The sequence below is a fragment of the Kitasatospora saccharophila genome (genome assembly GCF_039529925.1).
Lineage (GTDB): Bacteria > Actinomycetota > Actinomycetes > Streptomycetales > Streptomycetaceae > Kitasatospora > Kitasatospora saccharophila.
In genome coordinates, this window is the sequence record NZ_BAAANS010000043.1 from 14,994 (window position 1) to 39,350 (window position 24,357).

At 71.9% G+C, this 24,357-nt stretch carries 25 protein-coding genes and 1 pseudogene; 7 read left to right on the plus strand and 19 right to left on the minus strand.

Going from position 1 to position 24,357, the window contains the following annotated elements:
- Positions 1-72 precede the first annotated feature (72 nt).
- A complete protein-coding gene (locus ABD345_RS27360) occupies positions 73-1,488 on the minus strand; it encodes an MFS transporter (RefSeq protein WP_344555661.1) in 1,416 nt (471 codons plus the stop codon).
- Between the two features lie 161 nt (positions 1,489-1,649).
- Here ABD345_RS27360 and ABD345_RS27365 point away from each other — a divergent pair, with 161 nt between their 5' ends.
- Positions 1,650-2,348 carry a TetR/AcrR family transcriptional regulator gene (locus ABD345_RS27365; RefSeq protein WP_344555663.1) on the plus strand — a complete coding sequence of 233 codons (699 nt, stop codon included), beginning with the start codon at positions 1,650-1,652 and terminating at the stop codon, positions 2,346-2,348.
- A 59-nt stretch (positions 2,349-2,407) separates the two neighbouring features.
- Here the strand turns inward: ABD345_RS27365 and ABD345_RS27370 are convergent, their stop codons facing one another.
- Complete coding sequence (locus ABD345_RS27370; protein WP_344555665.1) at positions 2,408-3,754, minus strand: acyltransferase; 1,347 nt, start codon at positions 3,752-3,754, stop codon at positions 2,408-2,410.
- Positions 3,755-4,078: 324 nt separating this feature from the next.
- On the opposite strand from ABD345_RS27370, the gene ABD345_RS27375 reads away from it, so the two are divergent.
- Positions 4,079-5,638: an APC family permease gene (locus ABD345_RS27375; protein ID WP_344555667.1), complete on the plus strand. Its 1,560-nt coding sequence runs from the start codon at positions 4,079-4,081 to the stop codon at positions 5,636-5,638.
- An 87-nt stretch (positions 5,639-5,725) separates the two neighbouring features.
- Here ABD345_RS27375 and ABD345_RS27380 read toward each other — a convergent pair whose 3' ends face one another.
- Positions 5,726-6,376, minus strand: a complete 651-nt coding sequence (locus ABD345_RS27380; RefSeq protein ID WP_344555668.1) for an NAD(P)-dependent oxidoreductase — start codon at positions 6,374-6,376, stop codon at positions 5,726-5,728.
- 278 nt (positions 6,377-6,654) lie between these two features.
- Here ABD345_RS27380 and gcl point away from each other — a divergent pair, with 278 nt between their 5' ends.
- Positions 6,655-8,436 (plus strand): glyoxylate carboligase, encoded by a 1,782-nt coding sequence (gene gcl, locus ABD345_RS27385; RefSeq protein ID WP_344555670.1) that lies wholly within the window; start codon positions 6,655-6,657, stop codon positions 8,434-8,436.
- A 151-nt stretch (positions 8,437-8,587) separates the two neighbouring features.
- Positions 8,588-9,244, plus strand: a pseudogene (locus tag ABD345_RS27390) (S1 family peptidase); the annotation flags it as partial.
- A gap of 31 nt (positions 9,245-9,275) precedes the next feature.
- Here the strand turns inward: ABD345_RS27390 and ABD345_RS27395 are convergent.
- A complete protein-coding gene (locus ABD345_RS27395) occupies positions 9,276-9,626 on the minus strand; it encodes a hypothetical protein (protein ID WP_344555672.1) in 351 nt (116 codons plus the stop codon).
- 115 nt (positions 9,627-9,741) lie between these two features.
- Positions 9,742-9,906: a hypothetical protein gene (locus ABD345_RS27400; protein WP_344555674.1), complete on the minus strand. Its 165-nt coding sequence runs from the start codon at positions 9,904-9,906 to the stop codon at positions 9,742-9,744.
- Between the two features lie 169 nt (positions 9,907-10,075).
- On the opposite strand from ABD345_RS27400, the gene ABD345_RS27405 reads away from it, so the two are divergent.
- The gene (locus tag ABD345_RS27405) at positions 10,076-11,062 is read left to right on the plus strand and encodes a hypothetical protein (protein ID WP_344555676.1); all 987 of its coding nucleotides are present in this window, start codon (positions 10,076-10,078) and stop codon (positions 11,060-11,062) included.
- On the opposite strand, the gene ABD345_RS27410 is transcribed toward ABD345_RS27405, so the two are convergent.
- Positions 11,037-11,267 (minus strand): hypothetical protein, encoded by a 231-nt coding sequence (locus ABD345_RS27410; RefSeq protein ID WP_344555678.1) that lies wholly within the window; start codon positions 11,265-11,267, stop codon positions 11,037-11,039. The genes ABD345_RS27405 and ABD345_RS27410 overlap by 26 nt on opposite strands.
- Before the next feature lie 87 nt (positions 11,268-11,354).
- Here ABD345_RS27410 and ABD345_RS27415 point away from each other — a divergent pair, with 87 nt between their 5' ends.
- Complete coding sequence (locus ABD345_RS27415) at positions 11,355-11,582, plus strand: helix-turn-helix domain-containing protein (RefSeq protein ID WP_344555682.1); 228 nt, start codon at positions 11,355-11,357, stop codon at positions 11,580-11,582.
- Here ABD345_RS27415 and ABD345_RS27420 read toward each other — a convergent pair.
- The 3 genes from ABD345_RS27420 to ABD345_RS27430 are packed head-to-tail and all read right to left on the minus strand — an operon-like array spanning position 11,573 to position 12,632.
- The gene (locus ABD345_RS27420; protein WP_344555684.1) at positions 11,573-11,782 is read right to left on the minus strand and encodes a hypothetical protein; all 210 of its coding nucleotides are present in this window, start codon (positions 11,780-11,782) and stop codon (positions 11,573-11,575) included. The two genes, ABD345_RS27415 and ABD345_RS27420, sit on opposite strands and share 10 nt — an antisense overlap.
- Positions 11,779-12,051, minus strand: coding sequence for a hypothetical protein (locus ABD345_RS27425; RefSeq protein WP_344555686.1), 273 nt, complete (start codon positions 12,049-12,051; stop codon positions 11,779-11,781). Before ABD345_RS27425 ends, ABD345_RS27420 begins: the two co-directional genes overlap by 4 nt.
- A complete protein-coding gene (locus tag ABD345_RS27430; RefSeq protein ID WP_344555688.1) occupies positions 12,048-12,632 on the minus strand; it encodes a hypothetical protein in 585 nt (194 codons plus the stop codon). The genes ABD345_RS27425 and ABD345_RS27430 overlap by 4 nt, the downstream gene beginning before the upstream one ends.
- Positions 12,633-12,766: 134 nt before the next feature.
- Here ABD345_RS27430 and ABD345_RS27435 point away from each other — a divergent pair, with 134 nt between their 5' ends.
- Complete coding sequence (locus ABD345_RS27435; protein WP_344555690.1) at positions 12,767-14,122, plus strand: NsdA family TPR-like regulatory protein; 1,356 nt, start codon at positions 12,767-12,769, stop codon at positions 14,120-14,122.
- Positions 14,123-14,294: 172 nt separating this feature from the next.
- On the opposite strand, the gene ABD345_RS27440 is transcribed toward ABD345_RS27435, so the two are convergent.
- The 10 genes from ABD345_RS27440 to ABD345_RS27485 all read right to left on the minus strand — a co-directional run bounded on the left by ABD345_RS27440 (position 14,295) and on the right by ABD345_RS27485 (position 24,355).
- On the minus strand, positions 14,295-14,564 hold the full coding sequence (locus ABD345_RS27440; protein ID WP_344555692.1) for a hypothetical protein: 270 nt from the start codon (positions 14,562-14,564) through the stop codon (positions 14,295-14,297).
- A complete protein-coding gene (locus ABD345_RS27445; RefSeq protein WP_344555694.1) occupies positions 14,561-14,794 on the minus strand; it encodes a hypothetical protein in 234 nt (77 codons plus the stop codon). The genes ABD345_RS27440 and ABD345_RS27445 overlap by 4 nt, the downstream gene beginning before the upstream one ends.
- Positions 14,795-14,877: 83 nt before the next feature.
- Positions 14,878-15,666: a peptidoglycan recognition protein family protein gene (locus tag ABD345_RS27450; RefSeq protein WP_344555696.1), complete on the minus strand. Its 789-nt coding sequence runs from the start codon at positions 15,664-15,666 to the stop codon at positions 14,878-14,880.
- A gap of 98 nt (positions 15,667-15,764) precedes the next feature.
- Positions 15,765-16,565: a hypothetical protein gene (locus ABD345_RS27455; protein WP_344555698.1), complete on the minus strand. Its 801-nt coding sequence runs from the start codon at positions 16,563-16,565 to the stop codon at positions 15,765-15,767.
- Complete coding sequence (locus ABD345_RS27460) at positions 16,565-17,731, minus strand: hypothetical protein (RefSeq protein WP_344555700.1); 1,167 nt, start codon at positions 17,729-17,731, stop codon at positions 16,565-16,567. The genes ABD345_RS27455 and ABD345_RS27460 overlap by 1 nt, the downstream gene beginning before the upstream one ends.
- Positions 17,731-18,891, minus strand: coding sequence for a hypothetical protein (locus tag ABD345_RS27465; RefSeq protein WP_344555702.1), 1,161 nt, complete (start codon positions 18,889-18,891; stop codon positions 17,731-17,733). Before ABD345_RS27465 ends, ABD345_RS27460 begins: the two co-directional genes overlap by 1 nt.
- 13 nt (positions 18,892-18,904) lie before the next feature.
- Positions 18,905-19,750, minus strand: a complete 846-nt coding sequence (locus tag ABD345_RS27470) for a phage distal tail protein (RefSeq protein WP_344555704.1) — start codon at positions 19,748-19,750, stop codon at positions 18,905-18,907.
- Positions 19,747-23,046 carry a hypothetical protein gene (locus ABD345_RS27475; protein WP_344555705.1) on the minus strand — a complete coding sequence of 1,100 codons (3,300 nt, stop codon included), beginning with the start codon at positions 23,044-23,046 and terminating at the stop codon, positions 19,747-19,749. Before ABD345_RS27475 ends, ABD345_RS27470 begins: the two co-directional genes overlap by 4 nt.
- A gap of 209 nt (positions 23,047-23,255) precedes the next feature.
- Positions 23,256-23,717 (minus strand): hypothetical protein, encoded by a 462-nt coding sequence (locus ABD345_RS27480; protein WP_344555707.1) that lies wholly within the window; start codon positions 23,715-23,717, stop codon positions 23,256-23,258.
- 68 nt (positions 23,718-23,785) lie between these two features.
- Entirely contained in the window at positions 23,786-24,355 is a 570-nt protein-coding gene (locus ABD345_RS27485; RefSeq protein WP_344555709.1) for a phage tail protein, read from the minus strand.
- Positions 24,356-24,357: the final 2 nt, after the last annotated feature.

Genomic DNA, 24,357 nt, shown 5'->3' on the forward strand with positions numbered 1-24,357 from the left:
CAGACCGCCGTCCCCGGTCCCGCCGTTCAGTGCGCCCCGGTGCCGCCAGACCGCCGTCCCCGGTCCCGCCGTTCAGTGCGCCCCGGTGGCGGCCGCGGCCGTCCCCGCGTCCGCCGCGGCGGCCCCGGGCGGCTGGCCGACGAAGTCCTTCCCGCGGATCAGCGCGGCGCTCAGCACCGCCGACACCAGGGCCACGGCCGCGCCGATCCACAGGATCTCGTTGAGCCCGTCGGTGAAGCCCGAAGAGGCGCTGCGGGCGGTGAAGACCGTCCCCAGGGCCGCGATCCCGGTGGCGAGACCGACCTGGCGGGCGGTGGCGTTGATCCCGGACGCGGTGCCGGCCTGCGCGGGCGCCACCACGCCCACCGCGGTGGCGGCCAGCGGCACGGTGACCATGCCGGAGCCGAGCCCCGCGACGACCATCCCGGGCAGCAGGTGGGTCCAGGGGGAGGTGTCGGTCACCCCGGTCATCAGCGCGAGGCCGGCGCCGGTCAGCACGAAGCCGGCGCTGATCGTCAGGCGCACCGGGACGGCGCTGCTCAGCCGTCCGGCGAGGGTCGAGGACACGAACATCGCCCCGGTCAGCGTCAGCAGCCTGGTCCCGGTCTGGGCGGGGGAGAAGCCCAGGTGCTGCTGGAGGTAGAGCGCCAGGTAGGTGATCAGGGTGTAGAGGGAGCCGTTGAGTCCGACCGCGGCGACCAGCCCGCCGATGAAGGTGGGCTTGCGGAACAGCCCCGGGTCCAGCATCGGGTGGCGCTGCGTCAGTTCCAGCGCCAGGAAGCCGGCGAGCAGCACCCCGGCGCCGATCAGACTGCCGTACGTCTGTGGGTGGGACCAGCCGTCGCCAGCGCTGATCAGGCCGTGGATCAGCAGGGCCAGTCCGCCGCTGAAGGCGGCGAAGCCGAGCCAGTCGGGACGGACCGCCGCCGGACCGCGGGACTCCCGCAGCCTGGTGAGGGTGGTCACGACCACCGCGATGCCGATCGGCCCGTTGACCCAGAAGATCCAGCGCCAGCCGAGTCCGCTGGTGAGGGCGCCGCCGAGGACCGGTCCCAAAGCCACCGCGATGCCCAGGACGCCGCCGTAGACGCCGAAGGCCAGTCCGCGTTCGCGCCCCTGGAAGGCGTCGCTGAGCAGGGCCAGCGAGGTGGCCCAGACGACCGCCCCGCCGATGCCCTGCCCGGCCCGGGCGAGCGACAGGAAGAGCGGCCCGGTGGCCAGGCCGCACAGCAGCGACCCCGCGGTGAAGACCGCGGTGCCGACCGCGTAGAGCCGGCGCCTGCCCCACAGGTCGGCCAGTGAGCCCCCGGTGAGCAGTCCGGCGGCGAGGGCCAGCGCGTAGGCGTCGATGACCCACTGCAGGCCGGACAGCGGTGCGTGGAAGTCCCGGCCGATGGCGGGCAGGGCGACGTTGACGATGGTGATGTCGAGGACCAGCATGAACACCCCGGCGACGACTGCCGTCAGGGTCCACCACTTCTGTGCCATGGGGTGCGTTCCTCCTGTGGAGGCTCGGGTGCCGCGGTGGTCGGGGGTCCAGCCGAGGGCGGTCCGCGCCGGGTGGGCCGGTGCGGCCGCCGGCCGGTGTGATTGACGCTCGGTGTGATTGACGGTCGGTCAGATAAGTAAAGTACAACGTGCATGGTAAATTGAGCAACGGAACGCAGCGAGCACTGGAGGACCCCCTGAGCGCCACGGACGTCACCGGCAACCGGAAACCCGCGCGGACCGGCGGGCGGGCGGGCAAGCGCCTGGCCATCGTCGAGGGCGCCCGGGCCGTGTTCGGGCGCGAGGGGTACTCGCGCACCAGCATCGAGGCGATCGCCGCCGAGGCGTGCGTCTCCACCCGCACCATCTACAACCACTTCGAGAGCAAGGAGCACCTGTTCTCCGAGGTGGTCCGGATCTCGGCCGGCCAGGTCGCCGAAGCCTTCGTGGAGACGGCCGAGCGGCAGGTCGGGGGCGTGGACCCGAGGGCCGACCTGATCGCCCTGGGCGAGGCGTTCGTGTCCCACCGGACCAGGTTCCCCGAGCACTTCGCGATGATCAGGCAGATCAAGGCCGAAGCCCAGCACTTCCCCGCGGCCGTCATCGACGCCTGGCAGCAGGCCGGCCCCTCCCGGGTCCAGCGGGAGCTGGGGCGCCGGTTGCGGGCGCTGGCCGAAGCCGGAGCGCTACGGCTGGACGACCCGGCCCGCGCCGCCCGCCACTTCATCGCCCTGGTCAGCGCGGAGATCACCATCCGCCCCTACAACGCCCCCGCGCCGAGCGCCGCCGAGGTGCTGGAGTCGGTCACCTCCGGGGTCGACGCCTTCCTCCACGGCTACGCACGGCGGACGGACGGCTGACGCGGCGCGCGGGGGGCCGGGCGCGGGGCGACGCGGGTGCGGGGCGCGGGCGGCCGGGCTCAGAGCAGCTTGCGCGGGGCGACGGCCGGGGCGGGGTCGCCGGGGTGGCGGTGCGGGTGGAGCAGGGCGGCCGCGCCGCGGAGCCTGGCGGCGGCGCGGGTGGGGAGGACCAGGGTGTAGAGGTGGCCCTCGCCGCGGGGTCCCTCCACCAGCCAGGAGGTCCAGGGGAGTTGGAGGGTGGCGGCGGGGCTGAAGGCGATCGGGCGGCGTCCGGCGAGCGGGAGGTCCTGCAGGCCCAGTCGGCACCAGCTGGAGATGGTGAGGGTGCGGCGGGCCGGGTCGAAACCGGCCGGGACGCACTCGGCGGCACGGTCGCGGCCGACGGTTTCGAGGAAGCGCAGGTTGCTCCGGACGCCGAGGTGCTTCTCGGTGAACTCCTCGACGGCGGTGCGCAGTTCGGCGGCGTACCCGGCGGGCCCGGTGCCGGGCCGGTAGGGCAGCCGGATCTCGCCGAGCAGGTTGCCCAGGGTGCCGTCGGGCAGCCCGAGGACGCGGCGGAGGTTGACCGGCACGGTGAGGGTCTGTTCCTCGTCGCCCGCGCCGTCGACCTCGCGCAGCACGTGCAGCAGGTGGGCGCAGAGCGCGTCGTTGGCGGACAGCCGGCGGCCGGCCGCGGCGCTGTGCGCGGCGCGCAGCCGTTCGGTCTCGGCGGGGGAGAACCAGACCTGGACGGTGCGGTTGGCGAGGGCGGCCCCGGCGACGGTGCGGCGCAGGGCGGCGCGTTCGCCGGGGTCGGGCAGCCGCAGGCCGGGGGTGCCGCAGTCCTCGGCGGGGAGGTGGGCGTCGAGCTGTCCGTCCCGGTCGGCGGCGCGGTGGACCTCGGGCAGGTCGGTGCCCTCGGTGCAGGCGGACCAGGTGCGCAGCAGCAGGGCGAAGGTCTGCATGTCGCCGACGGCGTGGTGCCAGGAGAGGCCGAGCGCGCAGGTGCCGTCGGCGAGCCGGTTGAGCCGGACGGTGAGCAGCGGCAGCGGTTCGCGGCGGGCCTCGGTGGCGCGGACGTGGTCGACCAGGCCGCCGGCGGGCAGCACCATCCGGTCGAGCGCCTCGGTGAGGGTGTAGGGGGCGTCGGCGACGGTGAAGGGGACGCCGGCGTCGTCGGTGTCGATCCAGAGGTCCCCGGCCGGGTCGGTGCGCAGCCGGCCGGCGAACTCGGGCAGGTGGCCGAGGGCGCGGGCGAGTCCGGCGGCGAGGGCGTCGGGGTCGAGCGGGCCGTCGTGGAAGAGCACCACGGAGACCGGCAGGTCGGCGAGCAGCAGGTCGCCGACGGAGCAGCGGACCGGGCCCGGGCCCGGGCGGCCGGCCCGGACGGTGCGGACCTCGGTGTCGGACGTCAGCGTGCCGGTCATCCCGGTTCCCTCCCCTGATCCCTGAAATGACGGGGGAACGATAGGGGCCCGCGGGCGGGGGACACCAGGGGTGTCCGAACGAACGGTTCCGCTTCGCACGGGTATGTGGCGTTTCTCATACTGATGCCCGAAAAGATGGGAACAGGGCGAGCTGCGGTTTTCGTCCCCGGCCGAGCGGCAGTCCGACGGCTTGAAACGAAGGCCATTGACGCTAATAGATCATGCAATCAACGGAAACTGACCCTATCACCCAGATGAAGTGAAGGTGATCGACCGGCTTCGGCCTCGGCTCGCTGCGGAAACAGTGGGGGTTACGGTTCCGGAATGGTTCAGCTCCACAACCGCCCGGGCGTCGACGAAGCCCCCGGCGTCCAAGCCTCGGGGGGCGTCCGCTCCAAGGGTCTCAACAGCAACTCGGTGGGCCTGCTCGGCAACGCGGTGATCGGCGTGTCCACCGTCGCCCCGGTGTACTGCCTGACCACCACCCTGGGCACCACGGTGGCCGCCGTCGGCCTGCGGATGCCGGCCCTGTTCCTGGCCGGCTTCCTGCCGATGATGCTGGTGGCCTTCGCCTACCGGGAACTGAACAAGGCGATCCCGGACAGCGGCACCTCGTTCACCTGGACGGTCAAGGCGTTCGGCCCCAAGGTCGGCTGGATGTGCGGCTGGGGCCTGGTGATCGCGACGATCATCGTGCTCTCCAACCTGGCGGGCGTCGCCACCGAGTACCTGTACCTGCTGCTCGGCGAGATCACCCGCAGCGACTCGGTCGCGGCGCTGAACGGCGACAGGCTGGTCCACGTGGTCACCTGCCTGGCGCTGATCGCGGTCGCCACCCTGATCAGCTACCGCGGCATGACCGCCACCAAGGGCGTCCAGTACGCCCTGGTCGGGCTGCAGTTGGCCGTGCTGGGCCTGTTCGGCGTGATGGCGATCGCCAAGTCCGCCGGCCACGGCGCGGCCGGTTCGCTGCACTTCTCCTGGAGCTGGCTCGACCCGTTCCGGGCCAGCTCCTTCACCTCGTTCGTGGCGGGCCTGTCGCTCTCGCTGTTCATGTACTGGGGCTGGGACGCCTGCCTGAGCGCCAACGAGGAGACCGGCGGCAGCGAGAAGACCCCGGGTCGGGCCGCGATGCTGGCGATGGCGGTGCTGGTCGGCTCCTACCTGTTCACCGCCGTCGCGGTGCAGATGTACGCGGGCGTCGGCACCACCGGCACCGGCCTGGGCAACCCGGAGACCTCCTCCAACGTGCTGGCCGTGCTGGCCGGCCCGGTGATGGGCACCGGCCTGGGCGTGCTGCTGTTCGTCGCGGTGCTGGCCTCCGCCTCGGCGAGCCTGCAGACCACCTTCATCCCGGTCAGCCGCACCGTGCTGGCGATGAGCGTGTACGAGGCGCTGCCCGCCTCCTTCACCGCCGTCAACGAGCGCTACAAGACCCCGGGGCGGGCGATCGTCACCGCGGGCGTCGGCACCGGCGCGTTCTACACCGTGATGACCCTGGTCAGCTCGCACGTGCTGGCCGACACCATCGCCGCGCTGACCCTGATGATCTGCTTCTACTACTCGCTGACCGCGTTCGCCTGCGCCTGGTACTTCCGGCACGACTTCCGCGCCTCGGTCCGCGACGCGCTGCTCAAGTGCGTGTTCCCGCTGATCGGCGGGCTCACCCTGGCCGCGATCTTCGGCAAGTCGCTGGTCGACATGGCCGACCCCGCCTACGGCAGCGGCAGTTCGGTGTTCGGCGTCGGCTCGGTGTTCGTGGTCGGGGCCGGCCTGCTGGCCCTCGGCCTGGTGGTGATGGCCGTGATGACGCGCCGCAGCCCGGCGTTCTTCCGCGGCGAGGTGCTCACCCGGGACACCCCCGCCCTGGTCATCCCCGACTGAGCCGGGGAGCGCGCGAAGGGCCCCGAACCGCGCGGTTCGGGGCCCTTCGACGGGTCCGGACGGGCGTCTCGGCGCGCGGCGGACGTCTCAGTACGCGACGGTGAAGCGCTCGCCGAGGTGCTTCGGCTCCTCGACCTCGTCCAGCAGCGCCACCGCGTAGTCCTCGGTGGAGATCCGGCTCTCGCCGTCCGCGCCGATCAGCAGGTCCTCCAGGCCCTCGCGGTAGGTGCCGGTGCGCTCGCCGGGGGCGATGGTGCCCGCCGGGGAGAGGTTGGTCCAGCGCAGGTCGGTGACGGTGCGCAGGTAGTCCAGCGCGTCGCCGTGCGCGTGCATGATCTGCAGCAGGAACTCCGGCAGGCCCGGGGTGTCCCAGACCTGCTTGCCGTCGGGGGTGCGCAGCGAGCCCGCGCCGCCGACGGTGAGCAGCCGCGGCGCGTCGGCGCCCAGCGTGCGCAGGCCCGCCACCAGTGACTCGAAGGACGGCGCGATCAGCGCCTGGTGGCCCGGCCCGTCGCCGCCGCCGACCGCGCTGACCACCACGTCCGCGCCCTTGGCGCGGTCGGCCACCGAGGCCGGGTCCAGCACGTCGCCGGTCACGACGGTCAGCGCCGGGTGCGCGACGGGGAGCTTGGCGGGGTCGCGGACCACGGCGGTCACGGTGTGGCCGCGGCGCAGCGCCTCGTCCAGCACGCGGGAGCCGATGGTGCCGGTGGCGCCGTACAGGGTGATGGTGCTCATCGTGGACGTGTCTCCTCTGGTGGGTTCAGCCGCTTGGCGTTTTCCGTCGTCGGATCGACCGTACGGGTGCCCGGGCCAGCCGGGCGAGGTGCCGGGCCGACAGCTCCTGGTGAAAAACGGACACCGGTCGGGGCGGGGAGATCGGCCCGGGGGCGCGACTCTGCAACGTTCTGTTGAAAAGCACCTTGACGGCCCCGGCGCGGCCGCCTTAGCTTGCTTTCGCATTACAAAACTATTCTTCCGCATCGCGGAAGTAGTGTCGACGGCAGGAGTAGCCGATGCCCCGCATGACAGCCGCCCGCGCGGCCGTGGAGATCCTCAAGCTCGAAGGCGTCGAGGTGGCGTTCGGCGTGCCCGGCGCCGCGATCAACCCCTTCTACGCCGCGCTCAAGGCGTCCGGCGGGATCCGGCACACCCTGGCCCGGCACGTCGAGGGCGCCTCGCACATGGCCGAGGGCTACACCCGGGCGAGGGCGGGCAACATCGGCGTCTGCGTCGGCACCTCGGGGCCGGCCGGCACCGACATGATCACCGGCCTGTACTCGGCGATCGCCGACTCGATCCCGATCCTGTGCGTCACCGGCCAGGCCCCGGTCGCCCGGCTGCACAAGGAGGACTTCCAGGCCGTCGACATCGCCTCGATCGCCAGGCCGGTCACCAAGGCCGCCACCACCGTGCTGGAGGCCGCGCAGGTCCCCGGCGTGTTCCAGCAGGCGTTCCACCTGATGCGCTCCGGCCGGCCCGGCCCGGTGCTGATCGACCTGCCGATCGACGTGCAGCTCACCGAGATCGAGTTCGACCCCGAGGCGTACCAGCCGCTGCCGGTCCACAGGCCCGCCGCCAACCGGATCCAGATCGAGAAGGCGATCGCGCTGCTCCAGGAGTCCGAGCGGCCGCTGATCGTGGCCGGCGGCGGCGTCATCAACGCGGACGCCGCCGAACTGCTGCTGGAGTTCGCCGAGTTGACCGGCGTCCCGGTCGTCCCGACGCTGATGGGCTGGGGCGTCGTCCCGGACGACCACGGGCTCAACGCGGGCATGGTCGGCCTGCAGACCTCGCACCGCTACGGCAACGAGAACTTCCTCGCCTCCGACTTCGTCCTCGGCATCGGCAACCGCTGGGCCAACCGCCACACCGGCGGCCTGGACGTCTACACCGCGGGCCGGAAGTTCGTCCACATCGACGTGGAGCCCACCCAGATCGGCCGGATCTTCGCCCCCGACCTGGGCATCGCCTCCGACGCGGGGGCCGCGCTGGTGCTGCTGCTGGAGGTGGCCCGCGAACTCGCCGCCGCCGGACGGCTGAAGGACCGCCGGGAGTGGGCTGCGAGCACCCAGGAGCGGCGGGCCGCGCTCCAGCGCAAGACCCACTTCGACGAGGTGCCGCTCAAGCCCCAGCGGGTCTACGAGGAGATGAACCGCGCCTTCGGCCCGGAGACCCGGTACGTCACCACCATCGGCCTCTCGCAGATCGCCGGCGCCCAGCTGCTGCACGTCCACCGGCCCCGGCACTGGATCAACTGCGGCCAGGCCGGCCCGCTCGGCTGGACGATCCCGGCCGCCCTCGGGGTGGCCACCGCCGACCCCCAGGGGCAGGTGGTCGCGCTCTCCGGCGACTACGACTTCCAGTTCATGATCGAGGAGTTGGCGGTCGGCGCGCAGCACCGGATCCCCTACGTCCACGTGCTGGTCAACAACTCCTACCTCGGGCTGATCCGGCAGGCGCAGCGCAACTTCGACATCGACTTCCAGGTGAAGCTGGAGTTCGAGAACGTCAACGCCCCCGAGCTGGGCGTCTACGGCGTCGACCACGTCCGGGTCGTCGAGGGCCTGGGCTGCAAGGCGATCCGGGTCACCCGCCCCGAGGAGCTGCTGCCCGCGTTCGAGCAGGCCAAGAAGCTGGCCGCCGAGTTCCGGGTCCCGGTGGTGGTCGAGGCGATCCTGGAGCGGGTCACCAACATCTCGATGGCCGCCGCGGACATCGACAAGGTCGTGGAGTGGGAGGAGCTGGCCACCGGCCCGGAGGACGCCCCGACCGCGATCCGGCCGCTGGCGGTCTGACCGCGGGGGCGGCCGGCGGCCCGGCGGGGCGGGCGGGTTGACGGTGCGTCGGGGACGGTGGGGCTCTTGACACAATGTCATGGGCGCGCCAACTTAGGGGAACCCCCGTAGGACCCCCGTGGTACCCCCACACCCCCCGAGAGGCACCCTCATGAAGAAGCCGCTCACCGGCGCGCTCTGCGCGCTGACCCTCGCCGGGGCCACCGCCCTGGCCACCGCCGCCCCCGCCTCCGCCGCCACCGTGACCTTCGCGGGCACGGTCGCGCTCAGCAACTGCTCCGGATCGCTGGTGCGGATGCCCACCTCGGTGGACAGCGACCCCGGACTGATCCTCACCAACGGCCACTGCCTGGAGAGCGGCATGCCCGCCGCCGGACAGGTCGTCACCAACCAGGCGTCCACCCGCAGCTTCACCCTGCTCAGCTCCACCGGCGGCAGCCTCGGCACGGTCCGCGCCAACCGGGTCCTCTACTCGACGATGACCGACACCGACGTCACCCTCTACCGGCTGAGCACCAGCTACGCGACGATCAAGAGCCGCTACGGGATATCCCCGCTGACCGTGTCCACCGCCCACCCGGTGGCCGGCAGCGCGATCAAGGTGGTCTCCGGCTACTGGAAGAAGACCTACTCCTGCAGCGTCGACGGCTTCGCCTACCGGCTCAAGGAGGGCGGCTGGACCTTCAAGGACTCGGTCCGCTACACCTCCGGCTGCGACATCATCGGCGGCACCTCCGGCTCCCCGGTGATCGACGCCACCAGCGGCCAGGTCGTCGCGGTCAACAACACGATCAACGAGGACGGCCAGTAATATCCGATCCGTAGTGTTCGGCCAGGGGTTAGGAAATCCTGTTGCTGAGGTCCATGCTCAGGTCGGACACGAGCTGGGCCAGCGACGCCGGCCGAAGGGCGGCCAGGTCGACGCTCTCGGCGCGGTCGAGCACCGCCCACTCCTCCTGGGGTGCCATGGTCATCTGGAGCATGTCGTGCAGGCTGCCGCGTAGGGCTTCAACCACCTGGACGAGCTCGGCGGCTGGGGCGTTGGAGGGCATGGTTCGCGCGCGGGCCAGGTCTGCGCGGGCGAGGTCGGTGCGGGCGGCGGCAGCGCCGATGTAGCGGACGGGGCGGGGGAGTTCAGCCGTGGGGGCTGGGGCCGGGAACGCCAGGATTGCTGCTGCTGCTGCGGCCATGCCGGTCTCCTTGCGGTGCTGAGGGTGGTGCGCCGTGCTGGGTGGCGCTGCGGTGCAGGGGTGGAGCGGCGGCGGCGCCGCCCGGGGTGGAGCGGCGCCGCAGGGTGGAGGGCCTCTAGTTGCCCCAGAACGTGTCGTTGGTGGTGTAGATGGGGTCCGGCGTCGAGGTCGGGCTGCTGGCGGGGTTCGGGGTGGTGCTGTCGGCGTTCGCGGGGGCGGCGAGCAGCGCGGTGACGATGGCGATGGCGGAGGCGAGGAAGAGGGCGGCGCGGGTCTTCAAGGGGGTGCTCCTGCGGGGGTTGGCTGAGGGGGCCGGTGAGGGGTTGTCGGACGTCAGCGGGGCCTGTGGGGGCTGGAGTTGCTGAGGTGGTCCGTGGTGAAACGATTCCGCACGCCTGACTTGAACACAACCTCTGCACAGTAGGGAAATGCCAGATAGGGTTTTCCCTATGACCCCTGATCTGGCGGCCCCCCAGCTCGTCACCACCGAGGCCATCGAGCTGTACACCCGGATGCTCGACAATACGCCCCCTGACCTGCCCCAAGACGGCGGCACGCTAGGCGAGTTGCTCAACCTCGGCCTCATCCGCGAGGACCGACACACCGGATACTCCGTGGTCGACCCCTCCTCCGTCGTCGCCCGCTCCACCGCCGACCTGTACCGGCAGGCCAGCTCCGCCATCGACCAGGCCACTGAGCGGCTACGCCTCGCGGCCGAGGTCGGCGAGCAGTTCGGCGGCCTGCAGCAGGCGTTTCTCAGCCACCCACGGGCGGCCGGCGGCGGCATCGAGTACCTGCGCGGCACCGGCGCGATCAACGCCAGGCTCGTGACGCTGCTCGACTCGGCCACCAGCGAGATCATCAGCTGCCAGCCGGGCGGGCCCCGCAGCCAGAAGGCGCGGGCGATCAGCGCGGCGCGCGACACCGAGACGCTCGCCCGCGGCGTCGCCATGCGGGTGCTCTACGAGGAGGCCGCGCGCGGCGGCGACGGCATGGACGCGTGGGTGGAGGAGATGACCGGGCGGGGGTCCCAGTTCCGGACGCTGAACGAACCGTTCAGCCGCCTGATCGTCATCGACCGCCTGATCGCGGTCATCCCCGGCGACGACCTGATCGACTCGTCGGAGGAGGCGATCGCGTACGTGGTTCACGACCCCGGGGTGGCCGGGTGGGTGGCCCAGCAGGTGGACCGCGTCTGGGCCCGGGCCGAGCCGTGGGGCGGCCCGCGGCCGCAGGCGGTCATCTCGGACCGCGGTCGCCTGATCCTGGCGGGGCTGGCCGATGGGGACACTCACGGGGCGATCGCGGCCCGCCTCGGCGTGAGCCGGCAGCTGGTGGACGCCGAGGTAGCGCGCCTCAAGGTCGCGCTGGGGGTGACCACTCAGTTCGGCCTGGGCATGCGCTGGGCGGCTATGCAGCAGGGCACGGAGTCGTAGGCGCCGGGGGCGCGGAGTGGCGCAGCGCGTCAAGGAGGTGCTGCGCCGCATCCCCGTCCACCCCGCCGAGCTGCACGCCGGGCACGCCGGACAGCACGGCGGCCATGTCGACCTGGAGGCCGGGGGCGCTGATGCCGTGGAGGGTGAACTCCTCGCGCAGTGCGCTGACGAGGCGGTGTGCGGCGGTCAGGGCGGTCTCGGGCACGGGGCGGTCCTTGTGTCGAACGTGTGATCGAACTAGTGGCGGGTTTGGTATACAGACAATCGGCTACATGATCGACAGCGTCAAGGGGTGCAACCCGACGAACATCAGCTCCGCGACCGCCGCCTGGTCGGTGAACGGATCCGGTACCTCCGCCACCAGCGGGGCCTGTCGCAGGAGCGGCTCGCTGAGGCGATCGGGCGGGACCGGCAGGCCGTCGGGTCGTGGGAGCGGGCGGTGACGCCGCCGACGGTTGACGACCTGTCGGCCCTTGCGCGGGCGCTGGGGGTGGAGTCGTGGCGGTTCCTCTACGGCTGAGCCGTCCCCGCCAGCCCGTGGATTCGGTTGAGCTCGGCGGCGGACCGCTCCGCATTGGGGAGGTTGTAGTACGAGGCGGGCTGCCCCATCGACTGGTGCCAGGTGTCGTCGGGGCGGCGGATGCCCAGGACGGGCATGCCGTCGGCCATCCGCAGCGTCTCGACCCGGTAGGCGGCGGGCGCCGTCGGGCGGGCGCTCATGCCGACTTCCCGGTGCAGGACGGCTCGTGGAAGTCTGCGTGCAGGTCCCGGTGCTTGCCGCTGGACGAGGCGCGGCCGGCGAGTTGGGGGGCGGCCGACAAGAGGTGCTGTACGACCTCGCCCTCAACGACCCGGTCTACACCGGCCAGGTCGACCCAGACTCGGTAGCACCCGCACGTGAGCGTCCTCAGCGGGACCTCGCGGCCCAGCAGGATGGCGGCGGTGGAGGCACACTCGAAGGCCGCTAGGGCGGCCTGCTGGCCGCTCACGCCGACCGCCGAGCTTCTAGGGCGGCTGCGGCCACCGAGGCGTCGAGCCACTCCGCGTAGCAGTCGGCGGCCTCTGGGTCGCGGTTCCGGCCGGTGCCGGACACGCAGCGAGAGCACTCCCCGCAGGCAACCCAGGTGCCAGTACCCCCGCTCCTCAGCGCCTTGCCCAGCCAGAGCCGACCCGCTGCCGTGCCGGCACGCAGATGGGTGTCGACGTCGGCCTTGGCGGCGCCTTCGGGCAGCGGGTCGGCGCTGAGGAGTATCACGATCGTTCCGCCGCGGCGCACGAGCAGGCGCCACTCCTCGGTCGCAACGATCCTGAAGGCCCGACCGATCTCCGGTACCTGCAGGACGGCCCGGGCGCCGGCCACGGTGACGCGCTCGCCGACAGCCGGCATCGACTCCTGAGGGCCGGCCAGGCCGATGGCGGCCGCAAGTCCCGCCATGTCCTCCAGCCCGATGGCAGTCGAGGACGGGGCGAGCAGGAGGAAGGCGACGAGGCCGTCGGCGGTGGCGTCGATCCATGCTCGCGACGCCAACGCGGCAGGCGTTAATGCCCAGGTCTGGGCGGATTCTGGCACTGCAGCTCCTTGATGCGGTCGGCGGTCTACCATCACCAACAGGCAACACCCCGAGGACCGCTGGCGTCCGCTCTCCAGGGGTGGCAGAGGGTGGTACTTCTGCGCGGATTGCCAGGGAGGGGTACCCAGGAGCCATGGCGAACAGGAACCAGCAGCTGGCCGACTGGCTCGCGCGCACCGGCATGAGCAACGCCGAACTCGCGCGCCGCGTGAAGCGGGCCGCTCACCAGGCAGGACACCCCCAAGTCGGCCCCGACGCGTCCGCCGTGCGCCGTTGGATCGAGGGCCAGCGACCCCGCCGGCCGGTGCCCGGCATCATCGCTGACGTCATCTCAGCAGCCCTCGGGTATCGGGTCACATCGGCAGAACTCGGACTCGGCGAGAGCCCTGCGGAGGACCGCTCGCTGCTGTACTCCCGGGACTGGGCGACTACCGTGGAAACCGTCTCCGACTTGGGGAGGGCCGACGTGGACCGCCGCCTGTTTCTGACCGCCGCACCGTTCGCAGCCGTCGCATCCGTCGGGCCGAGCCGGGACTGGCTCCTCGACACCCTCGACCAGCAGCCCGACCCCGGGCCCCGCGTGCGGTTCGAGGACGTCACCGCGGTGCGCAACATGTTCAGCGAATTTCAGAAGGTCGACATCTTTCAGGGCGGCGGCTCCGGCCGACTCCTCCTCGCCTCCTACATGAACATCCACGTCTACCCGCTGCTGCAGCGCGCCAGTTCTGACGACGTCCGCCGGGCCCTGTGCGAAGCCGCAGCCGAACAGACCTACCTCCTCGGATGGATGGCCTACGACAACGGCGAGCACGGCACCGCGCAGCGCTACCTCATCCAGTCCCTCCGGCTCGCCCAGGAATCCCAGAACGCGGCCCTCGGAGCACACGTCCTCGCCGGAATGGCCGACCAGGCAACGCTCCTCGGCGCCCCCGACGAGGGTCTGCGGATCGCGCAGGCCGGCCGTCACGGGCTGCGCGGCGGGTCTGCGGCCTGCCTTGCGGACCTGTGGGCGCTGGAAGCTCGGGCGCACGCCAAGCTGGGCGACAAGGTCGCGGCGGCCCGCGCGGTGGCGCAGTCCGAGACCGCCGCCGAGCAGATCAACCACGACGCCGAGCCCGAGTGGGCGCTGTTCATCGACCCGGCCTACCTGCACGGCGAGCATTCGGTGACCCTGCGGGACATCGGCGACCCGGTGGCCGCGCAGGAGCACGCCCGCCGCAGCATCGACCACGCCCGGCAGCAGAAGCGGGCCCGTCGTGGCGCGCTCTCGCAGGCGGTCCTGGCCAGCACCTACCTGCAGCGCGGCGACCTGGACGCGGCGCACGCTGCCGGCCTGCGGACGCTCTCGCTGACCAGCAAGGTCAAGAGCAGCCGGGCGGTGGAGGCGGCGGTGGACCTGCAGAAGCGGATGCAGCCGTTCGGCAAGGGCGGCGGCCAGCGCCTGGTCGCCGACTACACCGAGCGTATCGCCCAGCTGACTGCCGCCTGAGCCCGGACGCACGACACCGCCCCGCCCACCTCCGAAGAGGCGAGCGGGGCGGTTCGCTGCGATTCCATGAGGAAGAACCCGCATGTGCGGGTCGTCAGGCCCGTATCCGGGTCCCGGGTCATTCCCGATTGGGAAGTGCTGCTGGACCAGCATACTGCGTGCTGACGGGCCGTCAGTGCTGCAGCAGCGGGACAGCGGCGAGGACCAAGCCGCCGATGCCGGCCAGCGCCGCGATCGTCGGCAGCGGCCACCGCCCGGCCTCCAGCCGCCGGATCCGCTGCTCGTGGTCCGCGATCGTCTCCCGGTGCTCGCGCTGGTCGGCGAGGATCGCGTCGAGCTTGGCCTCCATGCGGATCTGGCCGTCGGCCACCCGGCGTACCTCCGCGTGCGTCTGGGCTGGGCTGATGTAGACGCCCAGGTCGGGCGGCGGCGGGGCGGTCACTCGCGGCTCGCCGGGTCGGCCGCGGCGGGCAGCAGCGCGGCGGTGTCCGCCCGGCCGAGGAACGCCGCCAGGGCGCCCTTGATGACCGCGAGACCGGCCGGGACCGCGGCCACCGCGGCGGACTGCAGCGCCGAGAGGCTGGTGACGCCGCCGACGAGCAGCAGACCGATCAGGGCCTCCGCGTACGTCGCGACGGTGCGCTCGGACAGGTCGAGCAAGAACTTGGGCATGGTCCCCTCCGTGGGGTCGGTGGTAACCGGGGGCCGGACGGCCCAGGCGGCGATGCGGTGGAGCAGCAGCTCCAGCAGGCGGGTCACGTGACCGGGGCAGTCCAGGCCGCGGCCCAAGTGGCCGGGCCGACTACGGCGTCCGCGGCGAGGTGCTTCTCAGCCTGGAACCGGCGCGCGACCTCGGCGCTCGCCGGGCCGAACCAGCCGTCTGCTGTGATGCTCCATCCGCGATCCCGCATCCGCTGCTGCCACTGCCGGACGTCGTCGCCGTGCAGCATCGGCTGCTGCACGCGCAGCAGGCGGCCGGGCCAGGCCGGGGCCGCCGGGGCCCGGGTCGCGGGGGTCGGTTGCTGCACGGGCGCCGGGACGGTGCCGCCCGGGCGGGGGGCTCCCGCGTGCAACCAGGCGTACAGCTCGGGGCCCGGGCAGTCCGTCGCGTACCCGTCCCGGTGCCCGAGGATCTCGGGGCCGGCGCCGTGGGCCTGGAGGTACTCGATCGCGTCGCGCAGGCCGACCTTCAGCATGTCGGACGCGGACTCGTTGGTGCCCTGGATCGCGCACACCGCGTAGTGCGCGAGGTTCAGCGGCTGGTTGCCGTTGGCGCCCGACTCGTGGCCGGCACCGCGGCCCTCGAAGACGACGCCGTGCTGGCAGACCACCAGGTTGTAGGCGATGTCGACCCAGCGCTGGTCCGGGTTGCTCAGGTGCTCCTGGCGGATCGCGCGGACCTCGGCCGCGCACTGGTCGCCGTGCTGGGCGCCGGTGGTGTACCGGCCGCCGATCCAGTGGACCTTGACGCCCTTGGCCGTCGGCATCAGGGCGGCGGGGGTGGTGGCGGGTGCGCCCCAGTCGGAGCGCGGGACGAGCTGCACAGGTGCCTCCAGCGGCGGTTCTCCGGGCCCGCTGTTGAGGTCCGGTAGCGCAATCACGCTAGCCAGCACGCCAGTTCGGGCTACCGGGCTAACCCCGGCTACGACCCGCGCTGGAACGAGCCCGACACCGAGCCGATGATCGCCCCCGCGCCACCACCCCGGCCGCCCGTCGTCGCACCCGACGTCCGCTGCACCTGGATCGACACCTGCGCCGCGGTCCCCGGCGCGTAGTACGGGGTCATGTCGACGTCCAGTGAGGCGTTCACCCAGTTGAACGTGGCGGGCACCGTCCCGGCGGTGACCTGGGTGCCGCTGACCAGCACGCGGTAGTTGCCGCCGGTGTTCACGCCGCCGATCTGGTCGCCGACGAACGCCATGTTCAGGTAGAGCTTCGGGGCGTCCAGCGGGACGTAGGTGCTGGAGATCTCAGTCCAGCCGGTGTCCTGCGCGTACGGGGCGGACGCGAAAGCCGTGGCGTTGAACGCGACCGGCCGCCACGGCATCGCCACGCCCTTCTTCGAGATGGCGTCCGTGGTGAACACGTAGCGCCCGCTGCCGTCGTACACCGCCCAGAACTGCGTCGGGAACCCGGAGCCGGTGTAGGCGTCCGGCTGCCACAGCGCCATGGTCAGCTCGTTCGCCGGGGTGTCCCGGAACAGCTGCATGCCCATCTGCGGGACCCCGTTGATGTCGGGGTTGTGGAGGTCCCCGATCCGGCACACCACCCGGTTCGGGTCCTGCACGGACATCACCAAGATGCTGCCACCCTGGCGAAGCACGAGGTTGCCGTTCGTCAGCGTCGTGCTGCCGATCGTGTTGGTGCGCGCCAGCACCTCCAGCTGCCGCTCCAGCTCGGCCACCCGGGCCTCCAGCGACTGGGTCCGCAGGTACTGGGCCATCATGCCTCCACGCAGGTGAGAGCGACGGTCTCCGGGCCGCCGCTGGTGACCGTGACCTTGATGGTGACGATCCGCAGCTCGTCGTCCAGGCCGTTGGGGTAGTAGGGGTTCGGGTCGACGATGAACCGCGCGGAGTCCCCGACGGTGTACGAGCCGAGGACCGGGTCCGCGTCCGCGAGGACGCTGAAGGTAGGCGCGGTGGTGGCGTTCGAGTGCGCGGCCAGGTCGGCGGCGGCGTGGCTCTGGATGGTGTTGTACTCGCTCACCCCCGAGTACTTGGCCACCGTCTCCAGCAGCGGCCACCCCGCGGCGAGCATGTCCGTCGCCTCCGCCTGCCCCACGACCACGCCGATGCCCTGCCCGGAGCCAAGAGCAATCGCCCGTGTCGCCAGCAGGGTGCCGTCCTCCGGCCAGTCCGGGGCCAGGATGTTGCCGCCCGGGCCATGCTGGAACGTGAACCCCGTCAAGCTGGCGGGGCGGCCGCGGCGCGGGTAGTACACCTGCCAGCGCCGGTACCTGCTCCCGTCCCCGTTCCACCCGGTCTCGATCCCCCAGTCGAACCCGTTGTCTACTTCGGCAAGCTGGGCGATCAGGTCGTAGATCACCGGCCGCTCCGCCGGGTCGTACGTACGGGTGCGGGTGATCCCCGTCGGGGCGGTCAGCAGGTTGGTGTCGACTCCGATCGACCCGGCGCCGGAGATGTCCGCGGCCGCGTACTGCAGCAGCGACCACACGATCCACGCCTGGTCGGCGTACATGCGCTGCCCGGCCGGGACGTACGCGGTGTTCGCGCCGTTGGCGGTGAGCACCGTAGGGTCCGTGGACAAGAGGACGTTGACGTGCCGGTGCTGCCAGTACGACGGCAACTCTGCGGCTTGGAGCTGGGCGCCGTAGATCTGGCCGCCGCGCTCCAGCGGCCTGCGGGTCCAGACGATCCCGGCCCAGACGATCACCCCGTCGCGGTCGATGTACAGGACGGTGCGGGTGGGTATGGTCGCGTCCATCGGCAGGAGCGGCGCGGTGGTTGAGTTGAGCGGCAGTGTGGCGGTGCAGGTGCCGATGCCGTTGAGTTCGGTGGAGTACTCCACATCCTGGAGGGGGAGTTCGGCGAGGATTCGGTCGGTGCGCAGGTCGCAGAACAGGTAGGTGTACTGGTGCTGCGTCATCAGGCCAGCCGCTGCAGGGAGACGGTGCTGCCCTGGCGCATGATCGTGGCGGTGGCGTGGCTGGCGGCCTGCGCCCAGGTGAGGCCGACGGTGCCGGCGGCGCCGGCCACGAGGGTGCCGTTGACCAACGCGGTCAGGATCGGTGTGTTGGTGGCGTCGGCGCCGCCGGGCTGGTAGACGGTAGCGATCTGCTGGGCGTCGTAGATCGCGGGGCCGCTGGTACCGGTGCTGCCGGTCGCGAGGACGTGGCCGTGCCAGCGCAGGGTACTCGTGCCCGGGGCGGTCCACTGGATGCGCAGGTCGCCGTCCTGGTGGGCGCTGTAGAAGAGGACGGCCTGGAGCCGGTAGACGCCGCCGGACACCACGGGGATGCCGGCGAGGTCGGGGTCCGCCGACACCGTGGTGGTCGACGCCCGGGGGGTGTCGCCGGCTTTGTACTTCGACTGCCACTGCCCGATCGCGGATGCGCCCGCGGACTGCAGCAGGTTGGTGTAGGTCCCCGCCAGGGTGCCGTAGACGAACGTGTCGGTGTCGGTGAGGTAGTACGTCTGGCCCGGCGCCGGGTGATCCGGGAGAGTGGTGGAGGTGACGGGGATGATCCCGCCCGATGCGACCTGGAACTGCCGTCCGTCGCTGATCTTCGCGGCGGTGATGCTGGTTACGCCCGCGTCGACCGCGACGTCCGCGAGGACTACGGAGTTCGGGGGGATCGTGCCGCGGGTCGTGGCGCCGGCACTCGCAGCGTACGGGCCCTGCACCACCAGCAGGGAGCCGGAGTTGACGGTGCCGAGAGTCTCGGCGTCCAGCACCTGCACGACCACCGTGTCCTTGCGGTACTGGCTGCCGGACGACGCGGCGATCGGCAGGTTCACCGGGCCGTCGTTGACGACGGTGTATGCCCCGTACCCTGCCAAGTCCTTGTTCTCCACGTAGCAGAAACCCGCGGACACCTGTACCGACATATTCGGGGTGCCCTGCGCCGCGACCCGGAGCTGCTGGTTCTGGTAGCTGGGTTTCACGCCGGAGCGCACCCGCAGCGGCGTCGCCTCGTCACCCGACGCCCCCGGGTACGACAGCAGCCCGGAGATCACGGACAGCCGGTCCGTGCGCGCCCCGTACGAGCCGCCCTGCTGCCAGGCCGGCGGGGAGATGATGGCCATCGGTGGGTCCTCTCTACAGGGTGGCGTCGCGCCAGGTGACGGTGAGGTAGGTGGGGATGGAGCCGTCGCCGTACGGGCTGGCGCGGTATACGAAGGTGTTGCGGCCTGGCTGCATGACAGGCCAGGCGGGGATGCCGGAAATCCAGTCGCGTCGGGGGGTGGTGCCCATGTGCAGGACGGCGCGGCTGGCGGTGTCGATGATCACGTACTCGCCGGGGCCGAGCGTCGTGGTGAGAGCGAGCACCGCGCTGGTCTCGGTCAGCTGGATCACCGGGTTCACCGCGGGTCCGTCGATCCGCAGCACCGGGAAGGTCGGAGAGCCGCCGGAGTTGACGCACTGCAGGGTGCCCGCGGTACTGCCGGTGCCGTACACCCACGGGTAGGTGCGCGGGTAAGAGCGGCCGGACGCCGGCGCGTACGCGGTGGTGGACAGGGAGTGCTGGTCCAAGGAGTAGACGAGCGGGTCCGCAGCGTAGAACATCAGGTGCGCGGTGGTGGACGGCAGCAGGGTGGTGGCGTCGTAGGGGATGCTGCGCTTGCGGGGCTTGGCGATGACCATCACCCCGCGGTCCAGGAACTGCAGCTGCTGCGGCTCGGCGCACGGCTGTACCGCGGCCCGCAGCGCCGTCACCAGCCGCCCGAGGTCGTCCGGGTCCGTGCCGCGCAGCAGCACCGACAGTGTGATGACTCGGGCGCTGGTGTAGTCCTCCCCGGTCCACGTGCCGTGGGCCTGCCCGCGGTCGACGTCGGCGCTGCGGATCTCGGGCATGTCGTCGAGGTCGGGGAGGTCCGCGACGGCGTACTGGGTGCCTGGGCCCATCGTCAGGCCGTTCCAGACGATCCGTCCGATCGCGCTCATCGGGATCCCACCTTCGCCTTCCAGGACAGTTCGCTGGACACTGCGGTGGCGGTCGCCTGGCTGCCGTACAGGTTGATCGTGTTGGTCTGGTGGACCGGCCGGGCCATGCCCGCGTAGGCGCCCGTCAGCGCGCTGGGTGACCCGGCCAGCGACAGGCTCGGGCTGGCCACCGCGCCGGCGAGTCCGGCGCTGAGCTGCCGGGTGACGGAGCCGAGTTGGGCGCCGAGGGCTGCGCGCCGGTTGTCGATGCCGACCATGAGGCCGTCCATGATGAGTTCGCCGGCGGGGGTGAGCAGGCGGGCGTCCTTCTCGGGCGGCCCCTTGTGGTCGGCGATCCAGCTGGTGACGCCCTTGAGGGTGTCGGCGAGGGCGCCGAGCTGGTTCTTGATGCCCTGGATCAGGCTTTTGATGATCTTCTCCCCGATCTGCATCATCTGCCCGAAGAAGTTGTCGAAGATCTGTCCGACCTTGAGCGGGAGCTCCAAGAAGATGTCGATGACCGTCTTCGCGAGCCCGACGATCAGCTCCTTGAAGGACCGCGCGGCGCCGGAGAAGTCGCCCGACAGGAGCTGCGAGATCATCCGGAACGCGGGCACCACGACGTTCGTCACGGCGTTCGCGAGGACCCCGGCGAATGCCTGCGCCAGCTGCCCGATGAGCTGGATGATCGGCGTCAGCAGCGGCAGCAGTACCTTCAGCACGTCGCCGATCAGCACCGCGAGGGCCTGCAGCATCGGCGCCAGCGCGACCATGCACTGCGCGAACGCCTGCGCGAGCTGGCCGAGAACCGGGCCCAGGGCCGCCAGCAGCACGCCGAGTACCGGGAGCAGCGCGCCCGTCAACGTGGTGATCAGGTCCAGGATCGGCTGCAGCACGACCGGCAGCGCCGCCAGGATCGGCTGCAGCACCGCGGCGATGATCTGCCCGACCTGCGCGATGATCGGCGCGAGCTGGGCGAAGATCTTGCCGAGCGCGGCGATGATCGGCTGGAGGACCGCGCCCAGCATCGCCACCAGCTGACCCACCACGGGGAACAGCGGGGCGAGTGCGCGCACCAGCTGCCCGATGGCCTGAGCGACCGTCAGCAGCAGCGGCCCCAGAGCCGTGATGATCGGCTGCAGCGCCTGCCCGAACGCGGACACCAGGACCTGCAGCGGCGGGCCGAGGGCGGCCAGCACCGGGCCCATCACCTGCAGCGCGGCGTTCAGCAGCGGCATCGCGGTGGAGGCTATCGCCGCGACCGTCTGGAACAGAGCGGTCAGCCCGGCCTGCACCTCGGGGGTGCTGAACGCCGCCGCCAGCGCCCCGCTCAACTTCTCCAGCGTGTCGAGGAACGTCGCCCCCTGCTGTTGCGCCGGGCCGAACACCGCAGCCAGCGCGCTGCCGACATTGCCGATCACCTGCAGCAGTACACCGAACTGCGCGGCGGCCCCGTCGATCGCCGCCGTCAGCCCACCGGACTGCAGGCCGGTCGACAGCCGGGAGTTGATCTGGTCGAGGGCCCCGCCCGCGCCGGCCGTCAACCGGTCGAACAGCGGCCCCGCCCCAGCGGCCAGCGTCGCGAACGCCTGCAGCACGTTCGCCGGGACCGTCGCCAGGTTCTGCAGCCCCGTGTTCGCGCCGTCCAGCGCCTGGCCCAGCGTCCCGCTGGACGACAGCTGCCCGGCGGCCGACACCAGGTTCAACGCCATGGCGTTGAGTGCTTCGGCGGATCCGTCCAGACCCTGCCGCAGAGCGGGCAGCACGGTGTTCGCGTTGTCGCGAATTGACGCGGCCAGCCCGTCGAACAGCCGCTGCTGGACGTCAAGGCGCAGCGCGTCCCAGGCAGGCTGCAGGGCGATGATCTCGCGAACGAACGCCTGCGCAGCCGGGGCGAGCCGGGCCATCGCCTGCCCGAGCTTGTCGACCCCGCCGGCCGCGCCGCCCGCCGTGGCCCCGGCCTGCTGCAGTGCCTCCGTCGCCCGGCGGATCGCCTCCGCGCCCTGCTGCGCGGTGCGCACCACGTCCTGCTGCGCGTCGGCGAGGTTGCGGGCCTCGTCGCCGGTGTTCCGCTGCGCGAGCGCCAGCCGGTCCTGCGCAGCCACGACCTTCTGTGCGCCGTCGACCCCGGCGGCGTTCGCCTCCGCGGTGCTGGCCTGCAGCCGTTGCACCTGCAGGTCCTGCTCGACCAGGCGCTGCCGGGCCTGGTCGTACGTCAGCTGCGCCTGCGCCCGCTGGCGGGTCGTGGATTGGTCGTTGTTGATCGTCGACTGCAGGGCGAGCTGGGCGTCCTGCACTCGCAGCGTCGCGTCGCGCTGGGACAGCATGGCGTCGGCGAGCCGGTTGTTCTGGTCCTGCAGATCCTGCGCCGCTTCCTTGCGGGCGTCGTTCAGGTCCTGCTGCGCCGCGAGCGCGGCCTTCTGCGCGTCCGCGAGATTCCGCTCCGCATCGCCCACGTTGCGCAGCGCCCGGCTGTTGGCGTCCGCAGTCTGCTGGATCGTCGAGGCCAGGTTGCGCTGCGCGTCCGCGTACGCGTTGGTGTTCGCCGTCGCGGCCGCCGCCCCGCCGCCGGTGGCCGGCGCGAACGCGGCCTTCAACGTGTCCCCGATCCCGCCGAGGCCGACCTTCGCCGCGGCTCCCGCAGACACCAGGGACAGCAGCGCCGGGGCAGCGACTGCCGCAGCCGGCGCGATCCCCGCGATCGCCTGCGCCGTGCCAGCGACGATCGGGCCCAGCGCCCCGACGATCCCCGCAACCTGAGCTGCGGTGGACGCGAACCCGGCCAGCGCGCCGGCCGCGCCGCGGGCGTTGCCCGCCAGCGCGGTGAAGCCGCGACCGAGGCGCTCAATGTCCGCCTCGCCGTTGTGGGTGTCGACGTCGACGTCGATCTCGGCGTCGGGGATGGCGTGCGCGGCGGCGGTGATGGCCTGCAGGTCGGCCAGGGCGCGGCCGATGTTCGCGGTGACCTCGACGTCGGGGTGGGTGAGGGCGACGCGCTCCAGGTGGACCTGCAGGTCGTCCAGTTCGCGGATCGCCTTCTCCGCCGAGATGTCGACGCCGATCCGCTTGTCCGCCAGCGCGTCGAGCTTGCCGCGCAGCTCGGCGAGGTCGCGGTCGGCTTGGCTGGTGTCGGCGTCGATCTCGATCGGCGGGAGGTGCCCGGTCGCGGCGCGGATCCGCTCGCGCATCGCGTCGCCCAGGCGTTCCCCGAGGACGGACCCCTGCCGGGCGGCGTCGGCCTGCGACCCCGCGAGCCCGGACATGTCGATGCTCAGGCTGGTGACCAGCGCGGGTAGGTCGATCGCCGGGCCGGCCATGGGTCATCCTCCGTACGGGAGTTGGGACAGGCGGGCGAGCCCGTCGGGGGTGGAGTAGAGGCCGGGCTCGTCGGGCCCGAAGTCGTCGCCCTGCCCGGGGCCGGGGCCGGTGGCGAGGTTGTGCTGGTCGACGAGGGCGTAGAGCTGCGCTGGGGTCAGGTCCCAGAACTCGGCGATGGTGCGGCGCAGCGGGACGGTGGCGGTGTAGATCAGCTGGGCCCAGGCGAAGCCGTCTCGGTCGTCGGGGCCGGGCCCGGGTCGTTTCCCTGGCTGCCGGTACCGAACGCCAGGTTGAAGGCGTGGTTCATCGCGTCGGCGTACTCGCTCAGGCGCACAAGGTCGAGCAGCTCGCCGAGGTCGGTGCCGTCGTGGGAGCGGCGGTAGAGGATCTCCTCCACCACCCGCTTGCCCGTGACGTCTTGGCGGTGCCTCACGTGCGGGGTGAATCCGCCGTCGCGGCCGACGAGCCCGGCGCCGAGCATGTCGAGCAGCGGGCCGAAGGCAAGGCCGGTGGCGGCGGTTTCCATGATGGCCTGGATCGCGAGGACGGACCCGAAGCGCTGCTCCAGCAGGGCAAGGCTGCGGAAGGTGTAGCGCAGCGGCGGGGCGGTGCCGTCGGTGAGGGTGATGGTGGGGCCGGTGCCGAGGGCCTGCGCGGCGGTGAGGGTCACAGGGTGTCTCCGGGGGGTGGGCCCGGGGCCGAACTGGTAGCGGCCCCGGGCGGGTTGGCGGGGGCGCGTTACGGGATCGGGACGGCGGTCTCGTTGAACACGTAGTCGAACCACTTGTCGGTGGACGCGAGGGGGACGCAGTTCACCTCGAACTTGGGGATCCTGTAGTCGTCGCCCTGGAAGCCGAGGTCGGGGAACTTGCTGAGCTGGCACTTGTAGAGCACCAGGTGCACGTCACCGCCGAGGGCGTCGCTGCCGCCGGGCGGGGTGACGCCCTCGATCTTGAAGTAGGGCAGCACGGCGTTCGCCCCGGTGATGCCGAGCGTCGACTTCTGCGCGGGGGTGGTGCCGGAGTCCATGACGGTGCCGCCCAGGATCGCGGCCAGCACGTCCAGGGAGAGCTTGGCGTGCTCCGCCGACGCGGTCACCCCGTCGACGTAGCTGTTCGAGTCCAGCAGCTTGTTGTCGCCGCGCAGCGTCTTCGCCTGGACCGACCCGGCGACGGTGAGGACCCGGATGCCGGGCACGTCGATGGACTGCGCGGCGTACGTCGCGGTGCCGCCGGCCGGGTCGGTGAGCAGCGGCGTGATCTTGCAGTCGACGATGCTGAACAGCTTCGAGACGTGGGAGAGAGGCACGG